The following is a 24,292-nucleotide window of genomic DNA, read 5'->3' as shown; positions in this document are numbered from 1 at the left end:
AACCACAAGGGATAACGCCAACACCCGAATTGTACCACGGAATTTTCTGATCGAAATCTCGCCACCAATGAGATTGAATCGAGGTCATTCAAAAGCCGGGACATTGTCTTTCGAGAGATCGCCGATTTTCGGCTTGTCCGCTCGCTCTACCTGTTGACACGAAGCCGCGCGAGCCTGTCTCCTGCAGCAAAGCGGTTCATCAGTTGCCTTTTCCAGCGGGTGCCGCACGAAACGCTCAATGATCTGATGAAAATTGCGAAAATACGACCGCAATTGCTTGTTTCCATAACGGATTGAGCGAAACTTCCGTTTGACGAACGATATCCTCACCCAAGGTAAATCGGGACCGATCATGGACAGCACTACCTTCAACCTGACGCTTGCAACGGACGGATGCGGCGTCCTTTCCATTGACGTTGGCGCCCCTGCCGTAAACTGCCGACGGTCTGGAGCGCTTTTGCCAACGCCGTTACATCTGAGCTGACGTCTTTCATTTTCTGGGGTGCACAATGAAGATCACCGTTTTGGGCGCCGGCGTCATCGGCGTCACCACAGCCTACTATCTGGCAAGATCGGGACACGATGTAACGGTGCTGGAACGCCAGAGCGGACCAGCGCTGGAGACGAGCTATGCCAATGCCGGTGAGATCTCGCCGGGTTACGCGTCGCCATGGGCCGCCCCCGGAATACCTCAGAAGGCCATCAAATGGCTCTTCATGAAGCATGCGCCGTTGATCATCAGCCCGACTGTCGATCCGGCCACCTGGGCCTGGGTGATGGCAATGCTGCGCAATTGCACCTCCGCGCGCTATGCCATCAACAAAAGCCGAATGGTGCGCATTGCCGAATATAGCCGCGACTGCCTGATTGAACTGCGCGCTGAGACCGGCATTCCGTATGACGAGCGAACCCAAGGAACCCTGCAGCTCTTTCGCACGCAAAAGCAGCTGGACTCGATCACAAAGGATATCGAGGTTCTTGCAAAGGACGGCGTCCCGTTCGAGGTGCTCGATCCGGCCCAGTGTGTTGCCGCCGAGCCCGGGCTTTCGCCGGTGAAGCACAAGATCGTCGGCGGACTGCGTCTTCCCAATGATGAGACCGGTGACTGTTTCAAGTTTACCAATGAACTTGCCAAGCGTGCCGAGGCACTGGGCGTCCATTTCGTCTACGGAACCGATGTCCACAAGCTGCGGATCGAGAACAACAGGGTCAGCGCGGTGGAAACATCGCGGGGCGTGTTCGATGGCGATGCGGTCGTGGCCGCATTCGGCAGCTTCACGCCAAGCCTGCTGAAGCCGCTCGGACTGAAGATCCCGATCTACCCGGTGAAGGGATACTCGATCACGGTTCCGATCATCGACGAAAGCCGCGCACCGGTCTCGACGATCATGGACGAGACCTTCAAGATTGCCATCACCCGCCTTGGCGACCGGATCCGCGTTGGTGGCATGGCCGAAATCTCGCGCTTCAACAAGGACTTGCCGACGTCCCGCAAGGCAACGCTCGTGCATTCCGTCGAGGATCTGTTTGGTGGGGCAGGGGATCAGAGCCAGGCGCAGTTCTGGTGCGGCCTGCGCCCGATGACGCCCGATGGCACGCCGATCATCGGCAAGACCGTCTACGACAACCTTTACCTCAATTCTGGCCACGGCACGCTTGGCTGGACGATGGCGTGCGGCTCCGGCCGCGTGCTGACAGATATCATCAACAGGGCAAGACCGCAGATATCGATTGAGGGTCTCGATCTCGGCCGCTACGGCTGAGGAGACGAAAGGCAGAATTCGTACGCTATCCTGATAAAATACCGGCGCCGCGATGGCAGCGCCGGGGTTTCACGATCGGGTGGTCAGCGTGCCGCCCAGTTGGCACCACGCCTGAAGATGGTCTTCATCTGAGGCACCGAGAATTCCTTGGCCTGGTGGCCAAGCGAGGAATAGAAAACGCGGCCCTTGCCGTATTTGCGTTTCCAGGCGACGGGCATGACGACACCATCGATCCAGTAGGCGTGATCACCGGTGAACCTCGTCGTGGCCAGCACCTCATTCGAGGGGTCGACGTGCATGTAGTATTGCTCGGACGTATAGGGGAAGTCGGCAATGCCTTCCATGATCGGGTCGTCCGGGCGAGTGACATTGACGGTGTAGTCGATGATGTTGCCGGGGTGTGCGACCCACTGGCCGCCGATGATGAACTGGTATTCGACGCATTCGCGGAAGCTGTCACCGGCGCCGCCGTGGTAGCCGGCAATGCCGACGCCACCCTCGATCGCGGCTGCGAGGTTCTTGATCTCTTCCTTTTCGATCTTCGACATCGTCACGATCGGCACGACGAGGCTGAGATCATGGACGGACGGATCCGCAAAAGCCTCGGTCGTGTGCTCGACGTAGACCTTGAACCCGTCCTCCTCCAGCATGTCCTTGATGATTGCGGCGCATTCCTGCGGCTCGTGGCCACTCCATCCGCCCCAGACGATCAGTGCTTCACGCATAGTCTTCCTCCTGATGATTACTTGGCCAGTCGCCCGTCGACGAGCGACTGTGACAGCGGCATTGGCCGCTCTGTTTGAGTGGTGATGGCAACCGTGCGCCCGCTCTCGGAGGCAGCGTGGAAGGCCTGCATGACCTCGAGGACATGCAGAGCCAGGTCGCCGTTGGCACGATGCGGCCGGTTCGAGCGGATGGCATGGGCGAGATCCGCAACACCGATCGAGCGATAATTGCCATCGCCATAGGGCGCCGTCAGCGGCTGCTGTTCGAAGGCGCCACCTTTCTTCAAGACTTCAACATCGCCTCCGAAGTGATTGGGATCGGGAACGATCAGTGTGCCCTCGGTGCCGTAGATCTCCAGTGGCACATGCTTGTGTCCGGCAACGTCGAAGCTCATGCCGATCTGTACGACCGCACCATTGGCGAACGCCATGAGACCGGCGACATGGGTGGGTACGTGTACCGGGATGTGCTCGCCGTTTCTCGATTCGCTGGTGATCACGCGCTCCTTTCGCGGCGTGATGGCGAAGCCTGCCACCTGCGCGACCGGTCCGAAAAGGTTGACGAGATCGGTGATGTAGTAAGGGCCCATATCGAGCATCGGTCCGCCGCCGACCTCGTAGTAGAAGGCCGGATTTGGATGCCACCGCTCGTGGCCGGGGCACATGAAAGTTGCCGTGCCGCCGACCGGCTGGCCGATGACACCCTGATCGATGAGGGCACGCGCCGTCTGATGTCCGCCGCCGAGAAATGTGTCGGGAGCCGCACCGATGCGCAGCCCCCTGGCCTTGGCGGCTTCGGCGAGCTTCTTGCCCTCCGCGAAATTGATGCCCAGCGGCTTTTCCGAATAGGCATGCTTGCCGGCCGCAAGCGCCTGCAGGCCGACGGCAACGTGAGCCTTCGGGACCGTCAGATTGACGATGATTTCCACTTTCGGATCGGCAAGAAGCTCATCAATCCTCTTTGCCGGCACGTTGAATTCGCTGGCCTTGGCTTCTGCCAATGCGTGGTTGAGATCGGCCACGCCGCGAACCTCAAGGATGGGGAAGGATGCCATCGCTTTCAGATAGGCGCCGGAGATATTGCCGCACCCGATGATGCCGATACCGACTCGTTCCATGATTTCCTCCCGTTGGATGTCGTGATTTTGCTGCTCAGAGCGCCGGACCAGTGGTGTTCCAGGGCGACTCGTAGAGTTCGTAAAGGGCCACCGCAGCAGCTCCTTGCGCCCAGAAGTCGTCCGTCGAATCGTCGAAGACGAGTTCGGCAACGCCCCTCAGCGACGGCGGAACGGCGAGCGCATAGGCGTTGCGCAGGCTGTCGAGAAATGGCTCACCAAGCGCAAGGCTGGAGCCGACGAGAATGACGCGGGGCGGTGCAAACAAGGTGACGATGTTGGCAATCGCAACGCCAACGGCTTCCCCGGCCCGGATGGCAGCACCAATCAACGTACTGTCCTCGGCCTTGATGAGCGCCTGGGCATGCGTCATGCCGCGTCCAAGCTTGATGGCCTCGGCAAAGCGGCCACTGGCCGGCTGCTCGCCGAGGATTTCGGTTTCGCCAGCCTGGCTCGACAGCCGCACGACCCCGTTGGGCCCCATGCCAAGCACCAGGTCGCCGAGATTGTGGCTGAGGCCGCCAGCACCACGAAACAGCTGATTGTCATGAAGCACGCCGAGACCGAGTGTCTGCTCGAGCGAAATCAATACCATGTCTTCCAGGTCACGGGCCTTGCCGAACCAGTGATGGGCAAGCGTGATCGCATGCGCATCACTTTCAACGATGGTCGGGGTATCGAGCCTGGTCGTCATCTCGCTTGCGAAATCGACATTCGTGTCGCGAAAGATCGGGCTGCTGCGGATATGGCCGGTTCGGTGCTCGATCACGCCGGGAAGGCCAAGGCAGACGCTATCGACATCCTCGAGCGAAAGGCCGGCATCGACGACGCAGCGGCGCACCCCGTCTTCGACGAGGTCCGCGATCACGCCGATCGGCTGGCGGTCAATGCGGATCGGCAGGGTGATTTTCGACAGCACGTCGCCACGGAAATCAGTCACCACGAACACCAGCCGGTTGGCCGCGATCTTCGCTCCGACGACGCGCGCTGCATCGGGATTGAGCTCCAGCATGACGCGCGGTCTTCCGCGTGCCGCCTCGTTGCGAATATCGCCCTCGTGGCGCGGCAGGATCAGCCCATCGTCGAGCAAGGAAGCAGTGATCGCCGAAACGGTCGTGGTCGACAACTGCGTGCGTTCGCTGATCTCGACACGCGATATGGGCCCGTGACGCCGGATCGTGTCCAGCACGTTCAAGCGATTGATCGCGCGCATCAATTCGGGATCTGCGGTCTTCATCAGGTCGGCCAGGCTCTTCAATGTTAGCGCGGCGTGCGGCGCTCATATTTTCAACGGTATGCGAATTAAATAGCGCGCCAGCAGCCCCGTCTGTCAAGGCAAATCTACCCGATTTCAACGAGGGGAGTTGACATTCGCCAAAACCTCCCGATGATTTAATCCGCATAAGGGAAAAATTGAAGAGGACGATTTTTGCCCTTGCTGGAGGAGAAAATCATGTTTGACCAAATGAAGGCGAAAGCCTTGCTTCGCAGCCGTTTCATCGCCCGCTCGGCGGCCACGGGACTGGCACTGCTGATTGCTGCGGGAAGTGCCGCGGCAGACACCACCGTCAAGTGGCTGCACCTTGAGCTCGATCCGAACTATGTCGCGATCTGGCGCAAGATTGCAGACAAATACCAGGCCGAACATCCCGGCGTGAAAATCGAAATGCAGTTCCTGGAAAACGAGGCTTTCAAGGCCAAGCTTCCGACCCTCTTGCAGTCGAGCGATGCGCCGGATTTCTTCTACAGCTGGGGCGGCGGCGTGCTGAAGCAGCAGCTTGCGACCGGAACGCTCATGGACCTGACGGCGGCGATGAACGCAAAGGACGGCGCCTGGGTGAAGAGCTACAACCCGGCCGCGATCAAGGGCCTGTCCTACGACGGCAAGATCGGCGCCGTGCCTTTCAAGATGGGCACCGTTTCCTTCTTCTACAACAAGGCCCTTTTCGCCAAGGCCGGTGTGGATGCCGCCAGCATCAAGTCTTGGGATGACTATCTCAATGCCGTGAAGAAGATCAAGGATGCCGGCATCGTCCCGATAGCCGGCGGCGGTGGCGAGAAATGGCCTCTCCATTTCTACTGGAGCTATCTGGTGATGCGCAACGGTGGCCAGACGGTCTTCGACGCGGCCAAGACCGGTGAAGGGGAAGGTTTCAACGATCCGGCGATCATCAAGGCCGGAGAGCAGCTTGCCGAACTCGGCAAACTGGAGCCGTTCCAGCCGGGCTATCTCGGCGCCACCTGGCCGCAGACGCTCGGCGTCTTCGGCGATGGCAAGGCAGCAATGATCCTGGCGTTTGAAAACACCGCGGCCAACCAGCGCACGAATGCCGGTGACGGCAAGGGGCTCGATCCGGACAATATCGGCCGCTTTGCGTTTCCGGCCGTGACGGGCGGCGCAGGCGCCGTCACCGACACGCTTGGTGGATTGAACGGCTGGGCCGTGACGAAGAAGGCGCCGCCTGAAACGCTCGACTTCCTCGCCTATCTGACGAACGCCGAAAACGAGCGCGAGATGGCCAAGGCCGGCATGCTCATCCCGGTCGCCGTCGGTGCCGAGGACGGTGTGACCAATCCGCTGTTGCACCAGTCTGCCGAACAGCTGGCGCACTCGACCTGGCATCAGAACTTCTTCGATCAGGATCTCGGCCCGTCGGTCGGCCGTGTCGTCAACGATGTCTCCGTTGCCATAGTCTCCGGGCAGATGAGCCCTGCCGATGGAGCACAGCAGATCCAGGAAGCCTTCGAGCAGGATCAGCTCTGATCAAGACTATCGCGGCGCGGAGAAGCATCCGCGCCGCCCTCAATCTGAATGAGGAGGATCGGCTTTAATGACCACCATCAGCGCGACGAGCGTCATCCGTCCGCGCCCGACTTTAAGATCGTCGGCGCGCAGCAAGGATCCCAGCCTGGCGCGGCGCCTGCCTGTCCTGCTTCTGTTTCTGCCGCCAGCACTGCTGCTGTTCACGATCTTCGTCATCCTGCCGATGGGCGAGGCGGCCTGGTACAGTCTCTACAAGTGGGATGGCTACGGTCTGCCGACACAGTTTGTCGGCATGCGGAATTTCGAGGTCCTGTTCAAGAACAGCGCCTTCATAACAGCATTGAAAAACAATGGCCTGATCATCGTTGTTTCCATTCTGGTTCAGATTCCGCTGGCGATCTGGCTGGCGATGATGCTGGCGCACCGGATCGCCGGTGTGGTCCTCTTCCGCTTGATCTTCTTTCTGCCCTATGTCCTGGCCGAGGTGGCGGCAGGCCTCATCTGGCGCTTCGTCTATGACGGCGACTATGGCTTGTTTGCCTCGGCTGCCCACCTCATTGGCGTCGAGACGCCCTATGTTCTGGCAGACAAGGACCTGGCAATCTATGCGGTGCTGGCCGTCGTCGTCTGGAAGTATTTCGGCTTCCACATGATGCTGTTCATCGCCGGGCTGCAGTCGCTCGACAAGAGCGTGCTGGAGGCTGCCGAAATCGATGGCGCGAGCGGCTGGCAGCGGTTCCGCTACATCACGCTGCCGCTTCTCGGTTCGACGGTCCGCCTGTCCGTCTTCTTCGCCGTCGTCGGCTCGCTGCAGCTCTTCGACCTCATCATGCCGCTGACCGGTGGCGGGCCGTTCAATGCGACGCAGACCATGGTCACCTTCCTGTTCAACTTCGGCGTCACGCGCATGCAGGTCGGCCTCGGCAGCGCCGTCGGCGTCGTCCTTTTCGTCATCTGCGTGACGCTGGCCTTCGGCTACAAACGGATATTCATGCGCAATGACTGACATGGCCTCATCTGCCCGGACCGCGACCCGCACGAAGATCTATCTCTATGTCTCGCTGACGCTCATCGCGGCGATCGTGCTGGTTCCCCTGATGACGACGGCACTTGGCGGCTTCAAGGACCTCGGCGACCTCAGAACCAACCCCTTCGGGTTGCCTGCCGCATGGCATCCGGAGAACTATACCGACATTCTCTTCGGAGACCGCTACTGGCGACAGATGATGAATTCGCTGATCATCGCCACCTTGACTGTCTGCCTGACGGTTTCGGTTTCCGCCATGGCTGCCTTCACCTTCGCGCATGTAAAGTTCTTCGGCGCCGGCTTCCTGCTCAACTACTTCCTGATCGGCCTGATGTTTCCGGCCGCGACCGCCATCCTTCCCTTGTTCATCCGGATCCGGGACCTCGGCCTGTTGAATTCCTACTGGGGTGTTGTCCTGCCGCAGGTCGCCTTTGGCCTCGGCATGAGCATTCTCTTGTTCAGGAACTATTTTCGCAACCTTCCGGAAGAATTGTTCCAGGCTGCCATCGTCGACGGCTGTGGCTACATCCGGTTTTTCTGGCACATCTCGCTGCCGCTCTCGCGGCCGATCATTGCAACGGTCAGCATCATCTCCTTTGTCGGCAGCTGGAACAGCTACATCCTGCCGCTGATCATGCTGAATTCGGAGACGATGTATCCCTGGCCGCTCGGCATCATGGTTTATCGCGGCGAGTTCGGCACTGCCTGGCAGCTGGTGCTCGCTTTCATCACGCTGACAATCATGCCAACCATCATTGTCTTCTTCCTGGCGCAGAAGCACATCATCGCCGGCTTGACCGCGGGTGCGGTCAAGTCCTGAGGAGGCGTTGCCTCAGCCGAAGACGAGTCCGCCGTCGACGATGAGGTTCTGCCCGGTAACGGCGCGTGCCCAGGGGCTTGCGAAAAACAGGACCGCGTCAGCCATTTCCTCGGGCGTCGTCACTTGCCGGAGGGGCGTGTTTGCCGCAATCAGATCGAAGACCGCATCCGGTGTGGCGCTGCTCGCTTCGGTGGTGCGGAGCAACCCGCCCGAGACCATGTTGACGGTAATGCCTGATGGGCCCAGCTCTGCGGCGGCCGTGCGGGTCAAGGACAGAAGCGCACCCTTGGCAGCCGTGTAGTCATGGTAAGGCACCACCGGGTTCTGAAAGAGATTGGTGCCGATCGTGATGATCCGCCCAAAACCGGCAGTGGCCATGTCCGGGCGGGCGGCCTGGATAAGGTTCAAAGCCCCCTTCACGGCCGTATCGAGCTGTGATGTCATTTCACCCCAGGTCATTTGGTCGAGCTTCGATCGAGCGTCTCCGTTGAAGCTGAAGTCGGTCAAGGCGTTGTGCACGACTGTCGTCGGCGCACCGAGTGTATCCTTGACCTCGACCACCATGCGCTTGACGGCCTCGCTGTCGCGGACATCCGCCTGGAAGGCTCGGGCACGATCACCCAACGACGCGGCAAGCGCCTCGGCCTCGATGCGGCTGTTGCGGTAGTTGATTGCGACCTTCGCGCCTTCGCGGGCAAAGGCAGCAGCGATGGCGGCGCCCAGGCCACGCCCGGCCCCGGTGATGATGACGGTCTGTTCGCTGATTGCCAATGTCATCTCGAATGTCCTTCTCTCAACGTCCAAAGCTCGTGAAAATGCTGAACCGGCCCGTGCCCGGAACCGACAGAAAGCGTATCCGCCTGCGCGACGGCATGGGCGAGGTAGCTTTTCGCATCCGCCACTGCCTCGGGCAGCGTCGCCCCCTTCGCGAGCTCGGCGGCAAGCGCGCTCGATAGCGTACAGCCGGTGCCATGCGTGTTCGCCGTCGGTATCCGGAGCCCCTCGAACCAGCTCAGTCCCGCGGCTGTCGCCAGGACATCAGGGCTCTCCTGGCTTGGCAGATGACCGCCCTTGACCAGCACCGCCTCCGGGCCAAGAGCACGCAGGCTTTGCGCCTGCTCAGCCATGTCCGCGCGGGTATCGGCCGAAGGCCCATGCAGGAGTGCTGCGGCTTCCGGAAGATTGGGAGTAAGCAGCGTCGCAAGCGGCAGCAGCCGCCGGGTGAGGACGTCGACCGCAGACAGATCGAGGAGGCTAGCCCCGCCCTTGGCGACCATGACAGGATCAAGAACGATCGGAATGCCCTTGTGGGGTTCGATCGCATCGGCGACAGCGTCGGCGATTTCGGCATTGGCAATCATGCCGATCTTGATTGCATCAACGCGGACATCGGCAAACACTGCCTTGATCTGGTCGGCGACGAAGGCAGCCGGAACCAGATGGACCCCGCAAACGCCCTGTGTGTTTTGCGCGGTCAGCGCGGTCAGCGCCGCCATGCCGTAGACACCGCGGGCGGAGAAGGCCTTCAGGTCCGCCTGGATTCCGGCGCCGCCAGAAGGATCGGACCCGGCAATGGAGAGAACGTTCCGGATCATCGGTGAACCTTTCTGATGTTTTCCGCGATCTCGCGAGCCGCCGCCTCAGGGTCACGCGTGCCGCAGATTGCAGAGACGACGGCAAGACCGTCAGCCCCGGCAGCAAAAACATCCTCGACATGAGCCGCCTTCAGCCCGCCGATTGCGACTGCGGGAACGGGGCAGATGCGCACGAGGCGAGCAAGGCCAGCGAAACCGATCGGCTCCTTGTGATCCGCCTTCGTTGATGTCGCAAAGACCGGGCCGATACCCGCGTAGTCGACGATTGCCGGATCGATCCCCGCAGCCAGTGCCTCGGTCTCAACGGAGAGGCCAAGGATCATATCGTCTCCAATCCGCGCGCGGGCAGTTGGCGCATCCATGTCCTCTTGCCCGATGTGCAGACCGTCAGCACCAATTGCGACGGCAGCCTCGACGTCATCGTTGACGATGAGCAAGGCACCCGTGCCAGACAAAGCCGCCTTGAGCGCCCGACCTGTTTCGATCATCAGGGGTGTATCGGCATGCTTGTCGCGCAGCTGGACAACGCTCGCTCCGCCGGCAACAGCCGCCCGCGCGGTCTCCACCAACCCGAAGCCGGCACAAAGACCGGGATCGAGGACGAGATAAAGTGAAAGGTCGATGGTCCTCATGCGGAACGCACCCTCGCATGGCGATCGAGGAGCGGGGCGTCAAGCGCTGCAAGCGCATCGAGAAACGCCGGAGAAAACGAACCGGGGCCGTCCGCCCTGCTGGCTGCCATCTCGCCGGCAACAGCAAAGGTCGTAAGCGCGGCAACCGTTGCCTCGAACGGCGCGGCAGGCCGGATCGCCGTGAATGCTCCGACGAGGCAGGTCAGTGCGCAACCGAGTGCGGTCACCTTAGGCATCAAGGCCGACCCGCCTTCAATCCAGGCAGCTCGTTCACCGTCGGTGACGAAATCGACGACGCCGGTTACCGCGACCGTTGCACCGTGTGTCCTTGCAAGCAGCCGGGCGGATTCCTCGGCCTGTTCGACCCCGTCACGACTGTCCACCCCCTGGCCCTGACTTTCGCCACCGGAAAGGGCGATGATCTCGGAGGCGTTGCCGCGAATGACCGTCGGACCGAGTTCCAGGAGCCGATCAACGGCCGCCCGGCGGAATAAGGTGGCATAGTGGGCGACCGGATCGAGAACCCATGGCTTGCCGGACTGGCTGGCGGCGAGGGCTGCCGCCTCCATCCCGCGCAACCAGGATGACGACAGTGTGCCGATGTTGATTGTCAGTGCGCCCGCGATCGCCGCAAACTCGCCAGCCTCTTCTTCGGCATGCACCATGGCGGGAGACGCACCAGCGGCCAGAAGCACATTGGCTGCGATGTTCATGGCAACGAAGTTGGTGATGCAGTGCACGAGCGGCGGTTGCGCGCGCAACTCGCTCAGCAGGTTTCCCGGCAAAGTCTGATCTGTCATGGTGCGCCTTTCGATCGGGGAGAAAGGCGCGGGGACTGACGCAGGAGGCGAAACGTCCCGAGCGACTCCCTCCGCCGGCATTATCCGGTTCAGGTTCAAAGGGTCCTTCTCAGCCCATCTTTCGAGGGGCGCCCCTGTCTCTCATTGCCTTCTTCTCGCAGAGAAGCACGCGCCTGTCATCCAAAAAATGGGCATCGCCGGGTGAGCCCGGCGATGCCGGGAAACGCCCAGCAGGAGGCGCGCGGCGCCTGCCGGCCTTCTGGCGGTTGCATCACTCATCCGATAGCGCGCCATAATACAGCTGCCGGAAGGACTTGGATTTCCTCCTGCAAACTGCTCACTTCTGGATTTCGGTGAGCAACCTGTTACGGATTCCGGCGCCGGTTTTCGTTTGTCCGAACCATGGCACTTTCCAAAATTTCGGCGGTTATTCCAAAGTCGGCAGCTGTAAGCATTGTTGGACGGCAGCCGAAACAGCGATCGTGTTGCATTTACTTATTTTTGTTTACTTTCCTGGAATTGTGTCAAATGGCATACTCCCGCTCGCTGGGTAAATCCGGGGTCCATGGGCGGCCGACGATTTTCGTTTCTGACCCACCAGACTGCTTGATTACACGCGGCCAATAGGCCGGCAAGACAATGCCGATGCAATCGTCCAACTCGGTTGGCGACCGAAGGGAGGTCTTGATGCGAACACCTCATGCTGCAGTATCTGTATCGCTTCCTGCCGTGTGTGTTCTCCTATCTGCTACCATAACAACATTCTCGCCCGCTCCTGCTCGGGCCCAGTTCGTCTGTGAAAACACGACAGGCTCGGGAGACGGGGCGACTGCCGGTGGTGCCAATGACGTCGCCTGCGGAACCAATGCGACAGCGGGGGGCGCCGCGGGAGAAAACTCCGCTTTCGGTTTCCGAAGCAGCGCGACAGGCGGAGCCGCCACTGCCCTCGGCACAACGACGAATGCTTCCGGTGCATCATCGGTGGCAGTTGGGCAAAATTCTCAGGCGACAGACAGGGGCGCGGTCGCGGTTGGTTTGGGCAGCAACGCCTCGGGATTCAACAGCTCAGCCATCGGGGAAAATAGCAGAGCTGCCGGCGCTGGCGCGACTGCCCTGGGGGTCGACAGCAATGCGCAGAGTGTGGACAGCACGGCCGTTGGTGTTCGAAGCCTGACGACGGGTGCCGGTGCGACTGCCATTGGGGTCGGCAGTCAAGGCACCAGTGTTGATACCTTGGCTGCTGGCGTTAGAAGCGTTGCCAGTGCTGGCGGCGCAGTCGCGCTCGGAGGTGACAGCAGTGCAAGTGGTGGCAATAGCACTGCGGTTGGTAATAGAAGTTCGTCCTCTGGCAATCAGGCAACAGCGATTGGATTTAACAGCAGTGCCCAGGGCCCCAATAGTCTTGCCCTCGGTACCGGCTCAGTGTCATCAGGGCAGAATTCGGTGGCGCTCGGAGCTGGTTCGACGGATGGTGGTATCGCCAATGTCGTCTCCGTCGGGGCGCCGGCTGCCGAGCGAAAGATCGTCAACGTCGCGCCCGGCACGATTTCGGCGACCTCGACGGATGCGATCAACGGCTCCCAGCTGTACGCCACCAATCAGAATGTCGCCCAGAACACGAACGAACTTGCCGATCACGAGACGCGCATCACGAACAATACCAACGTTCTCAACCTCCATACGACTGAGATCGCCGGCCTCGATACGCGTGTAACCGCAAATACAAACGCCATCGATTCCCTCGACAATCGCGTCAGCAGCCTCGAATCCGGCATGTCGCCGATGAATGGACGCATCGACAAGGCCTACGAGGGCACGGCGATGGCGCTGGCGATGGGTGGGGGAACCCTTCCGAATGACAAGAACTTTGCGGTGTCCATCAATTGGGGCACGTTCGAAGGCGAGAACGCTTTCGCTGGCAGCGCTTATGCGCGAATTACAGAGAATCTGCTGATCCATGGCGGCGTCGGCGTAGGGGCGAGCGAAGGTACCTTCGGTGGGACTGCGGGGTTGACATTCACGTGGTGATCGTCCGAGCGCTACAGCCGCTCGGTTCACGCGAGCCGAGATCCCAAACGATGCATTTGCCGTTCAAATTTATCCTCGCGGCGCTGGCAGTCCTTTGCATAGAGGCCGGCCTTGAAAGCCCCGTTCGCGCCGAAATCAAGAAATCCCCAAAGGAAGATGTGTCAAAAGCACCGCGTCCGGCAGATATCGATCGAAATGGCGTCCTTATCCTTGTGCGAAACACGCTTCTTGCCCTCGACCAGGCGAACAAGACTGGCAACTACACCGTTCTGCGGGAACTCGGCTCGCCAGGCTTTCAGGCCAATAATTCCGCGCAACTTGCAGAGATCTTTGCCTCGCAACGAAAACAGGGATACGACCTGAGTGGCCTTGCGGTTATCGAGCCGCAACTAACCTTGCTTCCGCAGATCGAGCCAGACGGCAAGTTGCATATGGCGGGGTTCTTTCCGTCGGTGCCAATCCAGGTGCATTTCGAGCTACTCTATGCGCCTGTCGATCGTCAGTGGAAGCTCTTCGGGATATCAGTGAACTTTGATGAAAGCGGCCCGGCCGCACCCGCAACAATCGACAATCGGGCCCAAAAGCCGGACGTTCCGGTGAAGCTTCCTGACCCGCCGACGCCTGCGGTCCGACCGAAAGCACCTTCTTCAGATTCGGGCCTTTGAGACGTCGACCTCGACGTCATCGGGTTCCGGCTCCTTCACGGAAATGAGGACTGATCGATACGCCGGGCCATCAGATCTGCTCCCAGCTGCTGGTCAAGCGAACTCCCGTGCAGGTCCAGGGGCGCGCCTGTGACAAGCTGGACAGATGATATGTCGGGGCCTAGTGTTCTGAAATGTTGGGATGTCGTCTTCTTCTCTTCGGTTTGATCGTGCTGTTCGCATGGACAGCAGGCGCGCAGCAGATGCCCTGTCCCTTCGAATATCCAGACACGCCGGTCAACCGGTCTCGCGGGGTGGTCGGCTGCTCGCTGCAGTGCGATCAAAAGCTCACTTGTCCCGGCCAGCAGGCGATCGAGCCACAAAAGCTCCCTTCGGCGCAGGCTCCCGGCAATGCGGTCAATGCGAGCGGAACTTGTCCGGAGGGGAAAAACTGGGATTCGAGAAGGAAAACTTGCGTCGCGTGCGCCGCGGGGGCGTCGTGGGATGCCAAGCGCTCGACCTGTTCCTGTGGGACCGGCCGGTTCGTTGATCCGAAGACAAAGCGCTGCGTCAGTTGTCCCGAGAATTGGGGTTGGGAAAAGGGGAGGTGCCTGTGCACTCGCAGCTTGAAATCCACCTTGGCGGGAAAGTCCTGCTCGCCCAAGCAGCCGGTCTGCAGGACCGACAGCGTTTGGGATGCCGAAAACAAGCATTGTGTGGCAGTGAAGCTGCGGAAGCCGAAGGCGTAGTTCAAGATGGATAGACGGCTCCAGACCCCGAATTGAGCTTGTCGTAGATCGTTCGTCCTGCGCGAGGGCATGGGGCGCGAATTGCACGTAACATCCGCGTCGTTGCTGTAAGAGTACTTCACCAAAGCCCGGCCACCGTAAGGTGCTTGCGTTTCAATGAGGGAACCGGAACGTGATTGCAGCCCGTATTGTTCGGACACTTGCACCTTTGCTCGTCGCGGCAGTTCTTGCCAGCTGCGGTCATCCAAGCGGAGTCATGGCCCCTGTTGCGCTATCGGCGGCAACGCAGAATACCTCAAAGGTCAGTATGCTGGTCGCAACCACGCGCGAACCTTCCGGCGACCCGGCGACGCTCTTCACCGGCGAACGCAGCCCAAAGCCCTATCTGACGGCGATTGACGTCTCCATTCCGCCGAAACGGGCCTCAGGCACAGTCCAATGGCCGAAACATCTGCCGCCCAATCCCGCGACCGATTTTGCGGTGACCAGCGTCAAGGAGATCGACACCGTTCCGGAGGGGCGCGTCTGGTTCCACCAGAACATCCAGGGCGGGCATGCGCTGGTCTTTGTCCACGGCTTCAACAACAAGTATGAGGATTCCGTCTTCCGTCTGGCCCAGATCGTCCACGACTCCGGGATGCAGGCGACCCCTATCCTGTTCACATGGCCGTCACGCGCGCAGCTTACCGCCTATCAATACGACAAGGAGAGCACCAACTATTCACGCACGGCGCTCGAGCAGGCGCTGCGGACGCTAGCCGCCGACCCCGACGTCAAGGACATCACGATCCTCGCTCATTCGATGGGCACCTGGCTGACCATGGAATCCCTGCGGCAAATGGGTATCCGCGACGGTCACGTGAACAGCAAGATTCACAACGTCATTCTCGCGTCCCCGGATATCGATATTCAGGTCTTTGCCAAGCAGTTCGCGGAGATGGGCACGCCGGCGCCGAAATTCACGATCTTCGTGTCTCAGGACGACAAGGCGCTTGCGGTTTCAAGTTTCATCACTGGAAAGGTCTCGCGTTTGGGCGCGATCGATCCGACCGTTGAGCCCTATCGCTCGAAACTCGAAGCCGCCGGCATTACCGCCATCGATCTCACCAAGGTCAAAGGCGAAGGCTTGAACCACGGCAAGTTCGCCGAAAGTCCTGAAATCGTTCAGCTGATTGGCCAGCGGATCGTCACCGGTCAGACGCTGACGGATTCCAACGTCACGCTCGGCCAAGGACTTACCGCTGTTGTTGGCGGAACAGTGACGACCATCGGTAACGTCGCAGCCACGGCTGTTGCCGCGCCGGTCACGGTGCTTGAACAGCCGAGGCGGGCCAAGAAGCGCCCTGTCGACGAAACCCTGCAAGGTGATCTCAAACCACAGCAGTTGACCCAGTAGGCGCTCCCGCGCATCGCCAACTGCTCCAGATACCGCCCGGTCCAGCTCATGGCCACTCTGGCGCGACTGTGCGACTGTTTTTATGGCGAGGAATACGAGACGATGGTCGCTGAATTGGAAGCTGAGTTATGCCACAGCCACCCTTGCAAACTCGTCGAATATTTTCTGAATATCCCTTGCCGGTCGTGGTTTGCTGAACAGATAGCCCTGCACCTCGGTACAGCCCTCCACCTTCAGCATGTTGAATTGGTAGACGGTTTCGACACCTTCAACCGTGGTGTCCATTCCAAGGCTGCTACTCAGCATCGCCACAGCCTTGACGATCGCCAAAGAATCCGGCCGATCGGTGACATCGCGTACGAAGGACTGGTCGATCTTGATCTTGTCGAACGGAAATTTTCTCAAATAGCTCAGCGATGAATAACCGGTGCCGAAGTCGTCCATCGAGATACGCACGCCGAGTGCGCGAAGTTGATGCAGTGTCGAGAGCACCTCGTCCGTATGCTGAAGCATGACCGATTCGGTGATCTCCAATTCCAGCCTCCGGGCCGATAGCCCGGATGCGGCGAGTGCCGAAGTCACATCGAGAACAAGACCGGGGCTCTTGAACTGCACTGGTGACAGGTTGACCGCCACCCGCGTCATTTCAGGCCATGCCATGGCGTCAGAACATGCCTGCTTCAATACCCAGGCGCCTATGCGCCCTATGATTCCGATCTCCTCAGCGACCGGGATGAACACGTCAGGCGAGACCATGCCGCGCTCAGGGTGATGCCAGCGCAACAGTGCCTCGAAACCGGAAATGCGGTTATCCTTCAGGTTGACCAGTGGCTGGTAGTATACTTCCAGTTCGCCATTGCCGAGCGCCTTGCGCAGGTCAAGTCCCAGAGCTCGCCGCTCCTGCATCCTGGCGTCCATCTCCTGTTCGAAGTACTGATAGTTGCCGCGCCCTTCATTCTTGGCCCGGTACAGTGCCATATCTGCAGCCTTGAGCAGCACGTCCGGATCATCGCCATCTTCGGGCGCCGCTGCGATACCGATGCTGGTGCCGACGACCACCTGGTGGCCGTCAATCTCGAATGGGGCACTGATCTCGGTCACGATGCGCTGCGCAAGCAAGCTGTTTTCACCAAGAGTCGCATGGCGCTGTATGATTGCGAATTCGTCGCCGCCGAGCCGAGCCACGGTATCATGAGGGCCAACCGCGTTCCTGAGACGCTTGGCGACGGCCTTCAGAAGCTGGTCGCCAATCGGGTGACCAAGCGTGTCATTGACATCCTTGAAGTGGTCGAGATCCAGGAACAGGACATGGGCCGCCTGGTCTTCGCCCACTGCCAGCAGCGTGGCGTCCAGAACGTCGCGGAAAAGCACACGGTTCGGCAAATCGGTGAGAGCATCGTGATGCGCCATATGCGCGATCCGAGCCTCGGCACGCGTCCGCTCGGTGATATCCTCATGCGTCGATACCCAGCCGCCGCCGGCCAGCGGACGACTGACGATCTTTACGATCCGTCCATCCACCGCGTTCACGGTCGACGAGAACTCACCGGCTGCGAGACCACGCTGCATCATTTGCAGAACATAGCCCTTGTCGCCCTCCATATGGGCACCATGCGCAACCTGGTAGCTGATAACGTCGTCGAAGGAAGTGCCCACGCGCATCAACTCGTCAGGCAACTGGTAGATGTCGCCGAAGCGCTGGTTGCAGACGATCTGCCGACCGTCCTTGCCATACATTGTGAGGCCCTGCGACATGTTTTCCAGCGCAGCGTTGAAACGGTCGTTCTGCTCCTGTAGGTCACGGTCACGACGCTTGAGGCTTTCTAGCGCATGCTTGAGTTCGTCGTGGCTTTCCTTAAGGGAAGCGGCGAAGCGATAGTTGCCGATCAGTGCGAGCGCGCTGACAAGGCCGCTGACCACGAAAAGAACCGTCAGCATCCAGAATACATTGGTCGTCCCAGCGCTGGAAGCTGCGGCGGTCTGCTGGGCCTTGCCGGTGGCACTGGCTTCCAGCCGCTTCAGAATGTCGCCCGCCGTGCCGGCTTGCTGGAAGACGTTAAGGAAATGATATGCCTTCTCCCCCTCGGTCATGCCTTCCTCGAGGCCGTCCTTGACCTCGTCCCAGCTATGGCTGAACGCCTGCACCGCCTCCGTCAGCGCCTGCTCCTCCTGGGGGCTGAGAAATACGCTCGTCAGGCTTTTGGCGGACGTCACCTCACGCTGCAGAGACACAAGGTTCCTGTCGGTCTTGCTGTAGATCTCCCTGCGTTCCTCCTCGGACAGGTCCAGGGGAGCCGCGGCAAGGTTGAACATGCTTTCGCTGACGCGCGAGTGCAGATCTCGGGCTTGGGTCGCAAGCTCCGCTGCCTCGCGGTTCGCGTCGAGGTAGCCACGGATACCGGCAAGTTGCGATAGGCACAGTGCGCCCGGAACCACCGCTGCGAGGAGGCTCACCGACAGGACAAGACGCAAGCTTCCCTTATTGGCGAAGATCATCTCGAACATGGACCATTCCCTGAGAAAGGTTCTACCGCCGGTCAATGCTCTTCAACGATTTCGCCGGTGACGGGATGGTAGTAGATCTCCACCCGTTTTCCCTTCGCATTGCGACCGTAGACCTCATAACAATTGCCCTTGGTCTTCTTGAAGACTTCGACAGAATTGCCCGTGGCAACGGCCCTTTCGCGTACGACAGCCTCCGAAAGCCAGGCGCTTTCCGGCTCCTTTGTGCAATACGGCGACGCCCAGGCCGAAAATGCCAGGCTTGCAAACGCGGCGGTAAAAAGAATGCGCACTACCCCGTCCCCCGTTGGTCGGACGACTATGGGCGTTATGAGTAAAACCAACGTTAGATTATAGTATTGCCGAGAATAACGATCGGTGGCCGAGTTGCTCCCACGGCTCACCTCGCTGTCGGAGCCGGCGCTGAACAGACCACGTCCGCCTGGGTGAAGTTGACGACTAAAGTTCAGCTACTAGTGCAGGGCGGATAGAGAGCCGAACACTAACGGCGATACGGTGCTCGAAGTCTCACGGCCCGCCTCCGGTACAACCTAGGTTCAAATATCAAAGCAGCTGATACTTGAGGAATGGCGCCGTTGGTTTCCAGCTTGACGTCTGTTCTTGATGCCGTGGACGGCTCCTCCGCCGGCATCGCGATGTGCCATATCTGCCGCCCATAGGAACCGCATGGGAGGAGCCATCCATGGAAGTACCACGAATGGAAGGAGCCGCTATGTTGTCCAGTTCTTCGTTTGAATTCCAACGGAAGGGCGGGCCACTTTAGTTGAAAGCAACGCGGCACGACATGGTCTGTTAGGGGGTATTCCGCTGCCTGATAGGCGGTCTGACCGAGGACAGAACCTCTTGAATCGGGTGCCGCAGTAAGTGTGACGAGAACCGAGATGACCGCCACAAACGTGATGCCGGCGAAATACGGATCCTAGCCGAAGCCTGAAACAGCCCCAGAGATGGCCGAGGCTGCAGCAAGCACGATGGCGCGAGCGATCTGAAAGGATAGCCCCGATGCAGTGCTGCAACCTGGACCGAAGGATAGGTCATTGCATACCCAACGAAGAGCGGGACATCGTGTCCACCTTTACCGCGCCGTCGGCGTTCCCTACGAACGACGACACAAGGCTGGCGGATCGATCCTTCGGTTCCGCTTCATATAGATCCTGGATGTCGGTGTTCAGCCAATTCACGCCATTGAAGGAGGCCGCATTGGCTATGGTGACGGTCTGCTGGACTAGTTGCGGACGCTGTCTTCGGTTGCAGCAGCCAGTTTCGCCTTAATCTGGCTCAATACGGTGCTCGTTTGCTCTATCGCCTCGTAGGCAGTATCGACGTTGGCCGCTGCCAGTGCGAACGCATCTGACACGGCCGCAACCGCCATCCGGTCCGGCCGCATCGTCGTTGCAATCGATCAGTACGCGGCATTGTCCGCAACTTTCTCCGCCCGCAATCCGGTCGAAACGTTTGTTTGAGTATCTCGCAACTGAGAGCTAAGCGATCTCAGCGTTTTGAGTGCGACAAACGCAGTAGTGTTAGTAACAAGCGAAGTCATGAAACGCCTACTTGAAACGTTAGGGCACGAAAGGAATCGGTGCCGCGTTTTGCATCTTGTGGATGTGAAGTTTGGTGCGCCAGGGTTAAAAAGGGTGATCGTCAAGCGCGAAATGTGATGAGTGCTCGCAACTTAGAGGTCGCGTCGCCACGTAGATCCTGCCAATGCTGCCCAGAATGATATCGTTGTGCCGGAGTACAGCCATTAGTGCGTGTTGGGAACGGAGCCGGGGCAAATGTGATGCGCCGAGGGCTGTGTTTCGAGCTGATTCGAATAGAACTAGCGGCGCCGTCTTTGGTCGTCGTTATGCGGGCTCTCTGAGATCTTTTGTAAAAAACTGCGAAGCTTTGACAGAAACATCTCAGGTGGGTCAACGTGGTCACTCTGGCGCGCAACCACGTCCCTGCGGTTCAGTTCCTGCCCTCTGCGAGCCAATACTTCCAGGCTCTTGACGAGATCCGGGCGCGCCGCAATAGCGTCCCCTACGCCCTTTCTGTCGAGGCGGTAAGCGGTCACGGGCGTTAATGCGGTAGCCGTTGCTGCGTAGGGTGTACCTGTGATCATGCCGATTGCCCCGAGGCTGCCGCCAGGACCCAGTCGGAAGATTACTTCGGTCGAACCGGGCAGACCATCGGTGATCTCGACGGTGCCCGATGCCACGATGAACAGCACTTTCGGATCGTCACCCCGCCTCATAAGCTGGTCCCCAGCGGCGAACCACACTTCGACGAGTTGATCCGCTAATAGGCTTCGATCTGCTTCGGCGAGTACACCGAACCAATCCGACTCCTCGCGGAGGGTTGCTGCGGTTGGAACTTGTAAGCGCCCCTGGATCGGGACGCCCGGAACGGCGAGCGCAATGCCTGCGTGGCGAAGATGGGATTGGATGTGGCCTAGCAGTTCGGTGCGGGCATCGACGAACACTTCGATGCTGGGAATCGTAAAGCTGATGTCGTAGGTAACGCCGTCGCCCTGAAGCTCGCTGCGGGCGACGCTTGGAGGCGGCGTGGCCGATAGCAACACGCAGGTTTTGACTGCCGCGTCCAGAACCGCCATGCAACGGTCGGGCCGTTCGTTTGCTGCGACCTTCACTGTGATCGACACGCGGCGAACTTTCGTCGGCAAACTGTGGTTTACCAGACGGGCCTTCGCCATCACGCTGTTAGGGACGATCGCTACGTCCCCGTTCAGCGTGGCAATATGTGTGGAACGCCAGTTTACCTGCACGACGCGGCCTTCGATCCCGCCTTCCACCCAGACCAGATCGCCTGGACTATACGGGCGCTCTATCCCAACGGCGACCCCGGAAAATACGTCCGACAAGCTGCTCTGAAGTGCCAGGCCCAAGACGATCGCAATGACGCCGGAGGTGGCAAGAAGGCCACCGACCGGCACGGCGAAGACGAAATTGATAACGGCGAACAGCGTCAGAAGGTGGATGAGCCCAGCCATCAGGTCGGAAACGATCCTGGTTTCTCGCGGCTTAGTCTCGAAGACCACCAACAACCGGACAATGCCGATTGCGCATTGGGCGGCAACGAGCCACCATCCGATCTCGATGAGTTGCTGCCACACTCGCTCGCCAGGCTCCGCGGGGCTTTACCGTGTCGGGGAGCGCACCTAATCCACCCAGGCAACCTAGCGGTGATCGATCGTTATCGCCGGTTCCAGTTTCCAGATGGAAAGTTGGTGGATGGCTCAAACCCCAGATCCGGTATCGCGTATTCTGTCGAACGCCGGCGCCCAACCGCGCGTCATGCCGCGGCTCATAGCGCCCTCAGTTAGTGCGAGCTGTTGGCGCAGGTGCCTGATGTCCTCGAGCAACGTTGCGATTGTGGCTTTCACGTCGTCGTCGTGCCAGGCGAGGGCGGCCTCCACTTCGAAATCGACGTCTTCTTTCGTCATCGGTTCCATCAGTGCAAATCCAAGCTCAGTTGCTGGCCTTTGATCGCAGGCAGCGGACGACCAATCTGGATCTTTCCAAAGACGCGCTTGCGGCGTTCCTCGTCCCGCTCGCGTTCGGCCCTGCTGGCGGCAACGGCTGCTAAGGCATTCGCGATGACTAGCTCTGTATGGGTCATGAGAACCTCCTAGTAATGTTCTTATTTTGTTCTCATTTGAGAGGAGGTCAAGTGGGCGGTATTTCCTTGTCACATCGGGTTAATTTTCTTTTTAAGTTTTCCCTTGTTTAATTACGTGATGGCAAAGTCTCCGCGTTCGAAGCCCCTCCTGGCAGACGAAAAGCCGCTTCGTTCGCGCGCACGAAAGCCGCGCGACCCATCGCAACCGCGACTTCCTTTCGATCCGATGCCTGACCGGGTCGAGCCTTGTCTCGCGCTCCTGAAGCCGCGTCCACCGGTCGGGCCGGATTGGCTTTATGAGCTCAAGTGGGACGGGTATCGGATCGCCGTCCACCTGAACAATGGTCATGTCCGTATTCTCACCCGAGGCGGGCATGACTGGACGCATCGGTTCCCTGGCATCGAGGATGCCGCCAAACGCCTCGGTGTCGGGACCGCCATCCTGGACGGCGAGGCAGTCGTTCTCGACGAGGAGGGGCGCCCTCACTTCGGCAAGCTGTAAAATTCGCTTGGCGGTCGGGGTGGGAAGCTGCCGGCTAGCGACGCCATCATGTTCGCCTTCGATCTCTTGTACTTCGATGGCCACGACATCCGCAGCCTCGAACTGACGTCGCGGCGCTATTTCCTCCAATCCCTTTTGAAGAACGAACAAGGCGCCATTCGTCTGTCAGAAACCATCGACGGTGACGGCTGCGATATCTTCGACGCGGCGTGCGAGCATGGCCTCGAGGGGATCATAGCCAAATATAAAGACGCCCCTTATCGCTCTGGCCGGTATGGCGAGTGGGTCAAGGTCAAATGCACCCAATCAGACAGCTTCATGGTCGTCGGCTACGAGCACTCGATCGTGGCGCGATCTGGTATCGGCAGCCTTCTGCTGGCGGCGCGGAAGGGCGAGGACTGGGTCTATGTCGGCTCGGTCGGCACGGGCTTCAATGAGCGGAGCGCGGAGTATCTGCGCAAGACGCTCGACCGGATCAAAAGGAAGACACCACCCGTCAAATATGGAGGGAGGCGCAAAAACCTCGTGTGGGTTCAACCAACGCTGATTGCCGGGATCGATTATCGCGCCTGGACGCATGACGTAAGCTTCGACACGCGTCCTACAAGGGGCTGCGGGAGGTGCAGGATAATGCGGCGGTGTTTGAGATGGTGACCGTTCCCGCAGGCTAGCGCACGCAATCCATATTCTTGTTGACCTTACCACCTCTTTCGGTCCTGACGTCCTTCTGCTGTCTGCAGTCGAGTTTGCGGGTAGAGTCGGTACGATTCAGGTCGATTGCCTGCATGTTAGATGATTTTCCGAAACCACCTGGGTTTGTGATGCTCTCCTGCTGAGATGTAGAGCGGCCGAGCGACGGACCTGCCTCGTCAGGTAGTGACTGTGTCAATGCGGGCGTGACGAGAGTCACTGCGATAACAACTGCTATGGGGATGCGAGCACGCATGACGAACCTCCGCGATTTGCTTTGTAGAAACCGCGGCGCTGGCAAGTAGTTCCGCGCGAGCGCGGATAGCTTTGATCAAAACCGCGTGCTGCACGGCGGGAATTATCCCGTCATGAAGTCGGCTATACCTTTGAAAAGCCAGCTCGTTTTTTGCGGAATTACGGAGCAAATGCCACCCACCGATAACGATGCGGCGTTGCCAGCTTCCGCCTCCGATTGGTGGACTGCGTCGGCACGGGAAACGGGCGACTGGTCGGGACACCGGAACAGGAGGATGATCCGACCGGTGCCCCAAGCTCACTTACTTCTGGCCCCAGCCGTTGTTACCAGAGGCTGCGCCGCCGACGCCCAGTGAATTCACCGCTTGAGCGCGAGACCCTTGGGTAGTCGTCAGGTCACAGCCAACGCCGTCGTAGGCCGTGCCGTTGCCACCAACGACGCCGCCATTTCCTGCCCGCTGTTCATCCGCTCGACGAGAAGGGTGGAACTGACCAGGGCAGGAGAGACCTTCTATGATCGCTGTGTGCGGATCCTGAGCGACATCGACCTGACCACCGAACTGACCCGGGCAGCCGGCGGCAGTCGCATCCGCCAGATCAGGATCGGCAGCATCTACCCGGCCACCATGGGCATGCTGCC

At 59.8% G+C, this 24,292-nt stretch carries 21 protein-coding genes, 2 pseudogenes and 1 riboswitch; of the genes and pseudogenes, 9 read left to right on the top strand and 14 right to left on the bottom strand.

Features of this window, described 5'->3' with window-relative positions; translation table 11 throughout:
- Positions 1 to 509 precede the first annotated feature (509 nt).
- On the top strand, positions 510 to 1,763 hold the full coding sequence (locus C934_RS0120005; RefSeq protein WP_018858402.1) for a D-amino acid dehydrogenase: 1,254 nt from the start codon (positions 510 to 512) through the stop codon (positions 1,761 to 1,763).
- Positions 1,764 to 1,846: 83 nt separating this feature from the next.
- On the opposite strand, the gene C934_RS0120000 is transcribed toward C934_RS0120005, so the two are convergent.
- Genes C934_RS0120000 through C934_RS0119990 form a run of 3 tightly spaced genes read right to left on the bottom strand, consistent with a single transcriptional unit; the run spans position 1,847 to position 4,840 of the window.
- On the bottom strand, positions 1,847 to 2,488 hold the full coding sequence (locus C934_RS0120000) for a ThuA domain-containing protein (RefSeq protein ID WP_018858401.1): 642 nt from the start codon (positions 2,486 to 2,488) through the stop codon (positions 1,847 to 1,849).
- A 17-nt stretch (positions 2,489 to 2,505) separates the two neighbouring features.
- Positions 2,506 to 3,606, bottom strand: a complete 1,101-nt coding sequence (locus tag C934_RS0119995; protein WP_018858400.1) for a Gfo/Idh/MocA family protein — start codon at positions 3,604 to 3,606, stop codon at positions 2,506 to 2,508.
- A gap of 34 nt (positions 3,607 to 3,640) precedes the next feature.
- Complete coding sequence (locus C934_RS0119990) at positions 3,641 to 4,840, bottom strand: ROK family transcriptional regulator (RefSeq protein ID WP_026371952.1); 1,200 nt, start codon at positions 4,838 to 4,840, stop codon at positions 3,641 to 3,643.
- Between the two features lie 216 nt (positions 4,841 to 5,056).
- Here C934_RS0119990 and C934_RS0119985 point away from each other — a divergent pair, with 216 nt between their 5' ends.
- From C934_RS0119985 to C934_RS0119975, 3 genes are all read left to right on the top strand, one after another.
- Positions 5,057 to 6,367 (top strand): ABC transporter substrate-binding protein, encoded by a 1,311-nt coding sequence (locus C934_RS0119985; protein WP_018858398.1) that lies wholly within the window; start codon positions 5,057 to 5,059, stop codon positions 6,365 to 6,367.
- Between the two features lie 67 nt (positions 6,368 to 6,434).
- The gene (locus C934_RS0119980; RefSeq protein ID WP_018858397.1) at positions 6,435 to 7,373 is read left to right on the top strand and encodes a carbohydrate ABC transporter permease; all 939 of its coding nucleotides are present in this window, start codon (positions 6,435 to 6,437) and stop codon (positions 7,371 to 7,373) included.
- Positions 7,366 to 8,214 carry a carbohydrate ABC transporter permease gene (locus C934_RS0119975; RefSeq protein WP_018858396.1) on the top strand — a complete coding sequence of 283 codons (849 nt, stop codon included), beginning with the start codon at positions 7,366 to 7,368 and terminating at the stop codon, positions 8,212 to 8,214. Before C934_RS0119980 ends, C934_RS0119975 begins: the two co-directional genes overlap by 8 nt.
- 12 nt (positions 8,215 to 8,226) lie before the next feature.
- Here the strand turns inward: C934_RS0119975 and C934_RS0119970 are convergent, their stop codons facing one another.
- From C934_RS0119970 to thiM, 4 genes are read right to left on the bottom strand one after another with little or no spacing between them, the layout of a single operon-like run.
- The gene (locus C934_RS0119970) at positions 8,227 to 8,991 is read right to left on the bottom strand and encodes a 3-oxoacyl-ACP reductase (RefSeq protein ID WP_018858395.1); all 765 of its coding nucleotides are present in this window, start codon (positions 8,989 to 8,991) and stop codon (positions 8,227 to 8,229) included.
- Positions 8,988 to 9,809: a bifunctional hydroxymethylpyrimidine kinase/phosphomethylpyrimidine kinase gene (gene thiD / locus C934_RS0119965; protein ID WP_018858394.1), complete on the bottom strand. Its 822-nt coding sequence runs from the start codon at positions 9,807 to 9,809 to the stop codon at positions 8,988 to 8,990. Before thiD ends, C934_RS0119970 begins: the two co-directional genes overlap by 4 nt.
- Positions 9,806 to 10,441 (bottom strand): thiamine phosphate synthase, encoded by a 636-nt coding sequence (gene thiE, locus C934_RS0119960; protein ID WP_018858393.1) that lies wholly within the window; start codon positions 10,439 to 10,441, stop codon positions 9,806 to 9,808. Before thiE ends, thiD begins: the two co-directional genes overlap by 4 nt.
- The gene (gene thiM, locus C934_RS0119955) at positions 10,438 to 11,241 is read right to left on the bottom strand and encodes a hydroxyethylthiazole kinase (protein ID WP_018858392.1); all 804 of its coding nucleotides are present in this window, start codon (positions 11,239 to 11,241) and stop codon (positions 10,438 to 10,440) included. The genes thiE and thiM overlap by 4 nt, the downstream gene beginning before the upstream one ends.
- Positions 11,242 to 11,290: 49 nt before the next feature.
- Positions 11,291 to 11,387: riboswitch (TPP riboswitch) on the bottom strand.
- A 493-nt stretch (positions 11,388 to 11,880) separates the two neighbouring features.
- Between thiM and C934_RS36190 the strand changes: the two genes are divergently transcribed.
- Positions 11,881 to 13,269 carry a YadA-like family protein gene (locus C934_RS36190; protein ID WP_083929879.1) on the top strand — a complete coding sequence of 463 codons (1,389 nt, stop codon included), beginning with the start codon at positions 11,881 to 11,883 and terminating at the stop codon, positions 13,267 to 13,269.
- Positions 13,270 to 13,319: 50 nt separating this feature from the next.
- Entirely contained in the window at positions 13,320 to 13,934 is a 615-nt protein-coding gene (locus tag C934_RS35725; protein WP_018858389.1) for a hypothetical protein, read from the top strand.
- A 319-nt stretch (positions 13,935 to 14,253) separates the two neighbouring features.
- On the opposite strand, the gene C934_RS0119935 is transcribed toward C934_RS35725, so the two are convergent.
- A complete protein-coding gene (locus C934_RS0119935) occupies positions 14,254 to 14,667 on the bottom strand; it encodes a hypothetical protein (RefSeq protein WP_156828772.1) in 414 nt (137 codons plus the stop codon).
- 251 nt (positions 14,668 to 14,918) lie between these two features.
- On the opposite strand from C934_RS0119935, the gene C934_RS0119930 reads away from it, so the two are divergent.
- Positions 14,919 to 16,058 (top strand): alpha/beta hydrolase, encoded by a 1,140-nt coding sequence (locus tag C934_RS0119930; RefSeq protein ID WP_018858387.1) that lies wholly within the window; start codon positions 14,919 to 14,921, stop codon positions 16,056 to 16,058.
- Positions 16,059 to 16,184: 126 nt separating this feature from the next.
- Here C934_RS0119930 and C934_RS32220 read toward each other — a convergent pair whose 3' ends face one another.
- The 6 genes from C934_RS32220 to C934_RS35220 form a co-directional block, all read right to left on the bottom strand.
- A complete protein-coding gene (locus tag C934_RS32220; protein WP_018858386.1) occupies positions 16,185 to 18,563 on the bottom strand; it encodes a putative bifunctional diguanylate cyclase/phosphodiesterase in 2,379 nt (792 codons plus the stop codon).
- Positions 18,564 to 18,595: 32 nt separating this feature from the next.
- Complete coding sequence (locus C934_RS0119920) at positions 18,596 to 18,853, bottom strand: PepSY domain-containing protein (RefSeq protein ID WP_018858385.1); 258 nt, start codon at positions 18,851 to 18,853, stop codon at positions 18,596 to 18,598.
- Between the two features lie 953 nt (positions 18,854 to 19,806).
- Complete coding sequence (locus C934_RS36185; RefSeq protein ID WP_272481250.1) at positions 19,807 to 19,938, bottom strand: hypothetical protein; 132 nt, start codon at positions 19,936 to 19,938, stop codon at positions 19,807 to 19,809.
- 465 nt (positions 19,939 to 20,403) lie between these two features.
- On the bottom strand, positions 20,404 to 21,699 hold the full coding sequence (locus tag C934_RS0119910) for a mechanosensitive ion channel family protein (protein WP_018858383.1): 1,296 nt from the start codon (positions 21,697 to 21,699) through the stop codon (positions 20,404 to 20,406).
- A gap of 123 nt (positions 21,700 to 21,822) precedes the next feature.
- Positions 21,823 to 22,038, bottom strand: coding sequence for a hypothetical protein (locus C934_RS0119905; RefSeq protein ID WP_018858382.1), 216 nt, complete (start codon positions 22,036 to 22,038; stop codon positions 21,823 to 21,825).
- Positions 22,038 to 22,205 carry a hypothetical protein gene (locus C934_RS35220; protein ID WP_018858381.1) on the bottom strand — a complete coding sequence of 56 codons (168 nt, stop codon included), beginning with the start codon at positions 22,203 to 22,205 and terminating at the stop codon, positions 22,038 to 22,040. Before C934_RS35220 ends, C934_RS0119905 begins: the two co-directional genes overlap by 1 nt.
- A 118-nt stretch (positions 22,206 to 22,323) precedes the next feature.
- Between C934_RS35220 and ligD the strand changes: the two are divergent.
- Both ligD and C934_RS32205 read left to right on the top strand, forming a co-directional pair.
- Positions 22,324 to 23,378, top strand: a pseudogene (ligD, locus tag C934_RS32210) (non-homologous end-joining DNA ligase).
- A gap of 720 nt (positions 23,379 to 24,098) precedes the next feature.
- Positions 24,099 to 24,292, top strand: a pseudogene (locus tag C934_RS32205) (LysR family transcriptional regulator); the annotation flags it as partial.

Origin of the sequence: Rhizobium sp. 42MFCr.1 (assembly GCF_000377185.1) — a bacterium.
In the GTDB taxonomy this organism is placed as follows: domain Bacteria; phylum Pseudomonadota; class Alphaproteobacteria; order Rhizobiales; family Rhizobiaceae; genus Rhizobium; species Rhizobium altiplani.
The sequence above is the reverse complement of the archived record's forward strand: the minus strand, read 5'-3'. Positions and strand labels throughout refer to the sequence as shown.

What these genes read in the sequence shown, in the direction of transcription:
- C934_RS0120005 (WP_018858402.1), top strand. Translation starts at nt 510, where the DNA reads ATGAAGATCACCGTTTTGGGCGCCGGCGTCATCGGCGTCACCACAGCC.
- C934_RS0120000 (WP_018858401.1), bottom strand. Translation starts at nt 2,488, where the DNA reads ATGCGTGAAGCACTGATCGTCTGGGGCGGATGGAGTGGCCACGAGCCG.
- C934_RS0119995 (WP_018858400.1), bottom strand. Translation starts at nt 3,606, where the DNA reads ATGGAACGAGTCGGTATCGGCATCATCGGGTGCGGCAATATCTCCGGC.
- C934_RS0119990 (WP_026371952.1), bottom strand. Translation starts at nt 4,840, where the DNA reads ATGAAGACCGCAGATCCCGAATTGATGCGCGCGATCAATCGCTTGAAC.
- C934_RS0119985 (WP_018858398.1), top strand. Translation starts at nt 5,057, where the DNA reads ATGTTTGACCAAATGAAGGCGAAAGCCTTGCTTCGCAGCCGTTTCATC.
- C934_RS0119980 (WP_018858397.1), top strand. Translation starts at nt 6,435, where the DNA reads ATGACCACCATCAGCGCGACGAGCGTCATCCGTCCGCGCCCGACTTTA.
- C934_RS0119975 (WP_018858396.1), top strand. Translation starts at nt 7,366, where the DNA reads ATGACTGACATGGCCTCATCTGCCCGGACCGCGACCCGCACGAAGATC.
- C934_RS0119970 (WP_018858395.1), bottom strand. Translation starts at nt 8,991, where the DNA reads ATGACATTGGCAATCAGCGAACAGACCGTCATCATCACCGGGGCCGGG.
- thiD (WP_018858394.1), bottom strand. Translation starts at nt 9,809, where the DNA reads ATGATCCGGAACGTTCTCTCCATTGCCGGGTCCGATCCTTCTGGCGGC.
- thiE (WP_018858393.1), bottom strand. Translation starts at nt 10,441, where the DNA reads ATGAGGACCATCGACCTTTCACTTTATCTCGTCCTCGATCCCGGTCTT.
- thiM (WP_018858392.1), bottom strand. Translation starts at nt 11,241, where the DNA reads ATGACAGATCAGACTTTGCCGGGAAACCTGCTGAGCGAGTTGCGCGCG.
- C934_RS36190 (WP_083929879.1), top strand. Translation starts at nt 11,881, where the DNA reads ATGCCGATGCAATCGTCCAACTCGGTTGGCGACCGAAGGGAGGTCTTG.
- C934_RS35725 (WP_018858389.1), top strand. Translation starts at nt 13,320, where the DNA reads ATGCATTTGCCGTTCAAATTTATCCTCGCGGCGCTGGCAGTCCTTTGC.
- C934_RS0119930 (WP_018858387.1), top strand. Translation starts at nt 14,919, where the DNA reads ATGGCCCCTGTTGCGCTATCGGCGGCAACGCAGAATACCTCAAAGGTC.
- C934_RS32220 (WP_018858386.1), bottom strand. Translation starts at nt 18,563, where the DNA reads ATGTTCGAGATGATCTTCGCCAATAAGGGAAGCTTGCGTCTTGTCCTG.
- C934_RS0119905 (WP_018858382.1), bottom strand. Translation starts at nt 22,038, where the DNA reads ATGGAACCGATGACGAAAGAAGACGTCGATTTCGAAGTGGAGGCCGCC.
- C934_RS35220 (WP_018858381.1), bottom strand. Translation starts at nt 22,205, where the DNA reads ATGACCCATACAGAGCTAGTCATCGCGAATGCCTTAGCAGCCGTTGCC.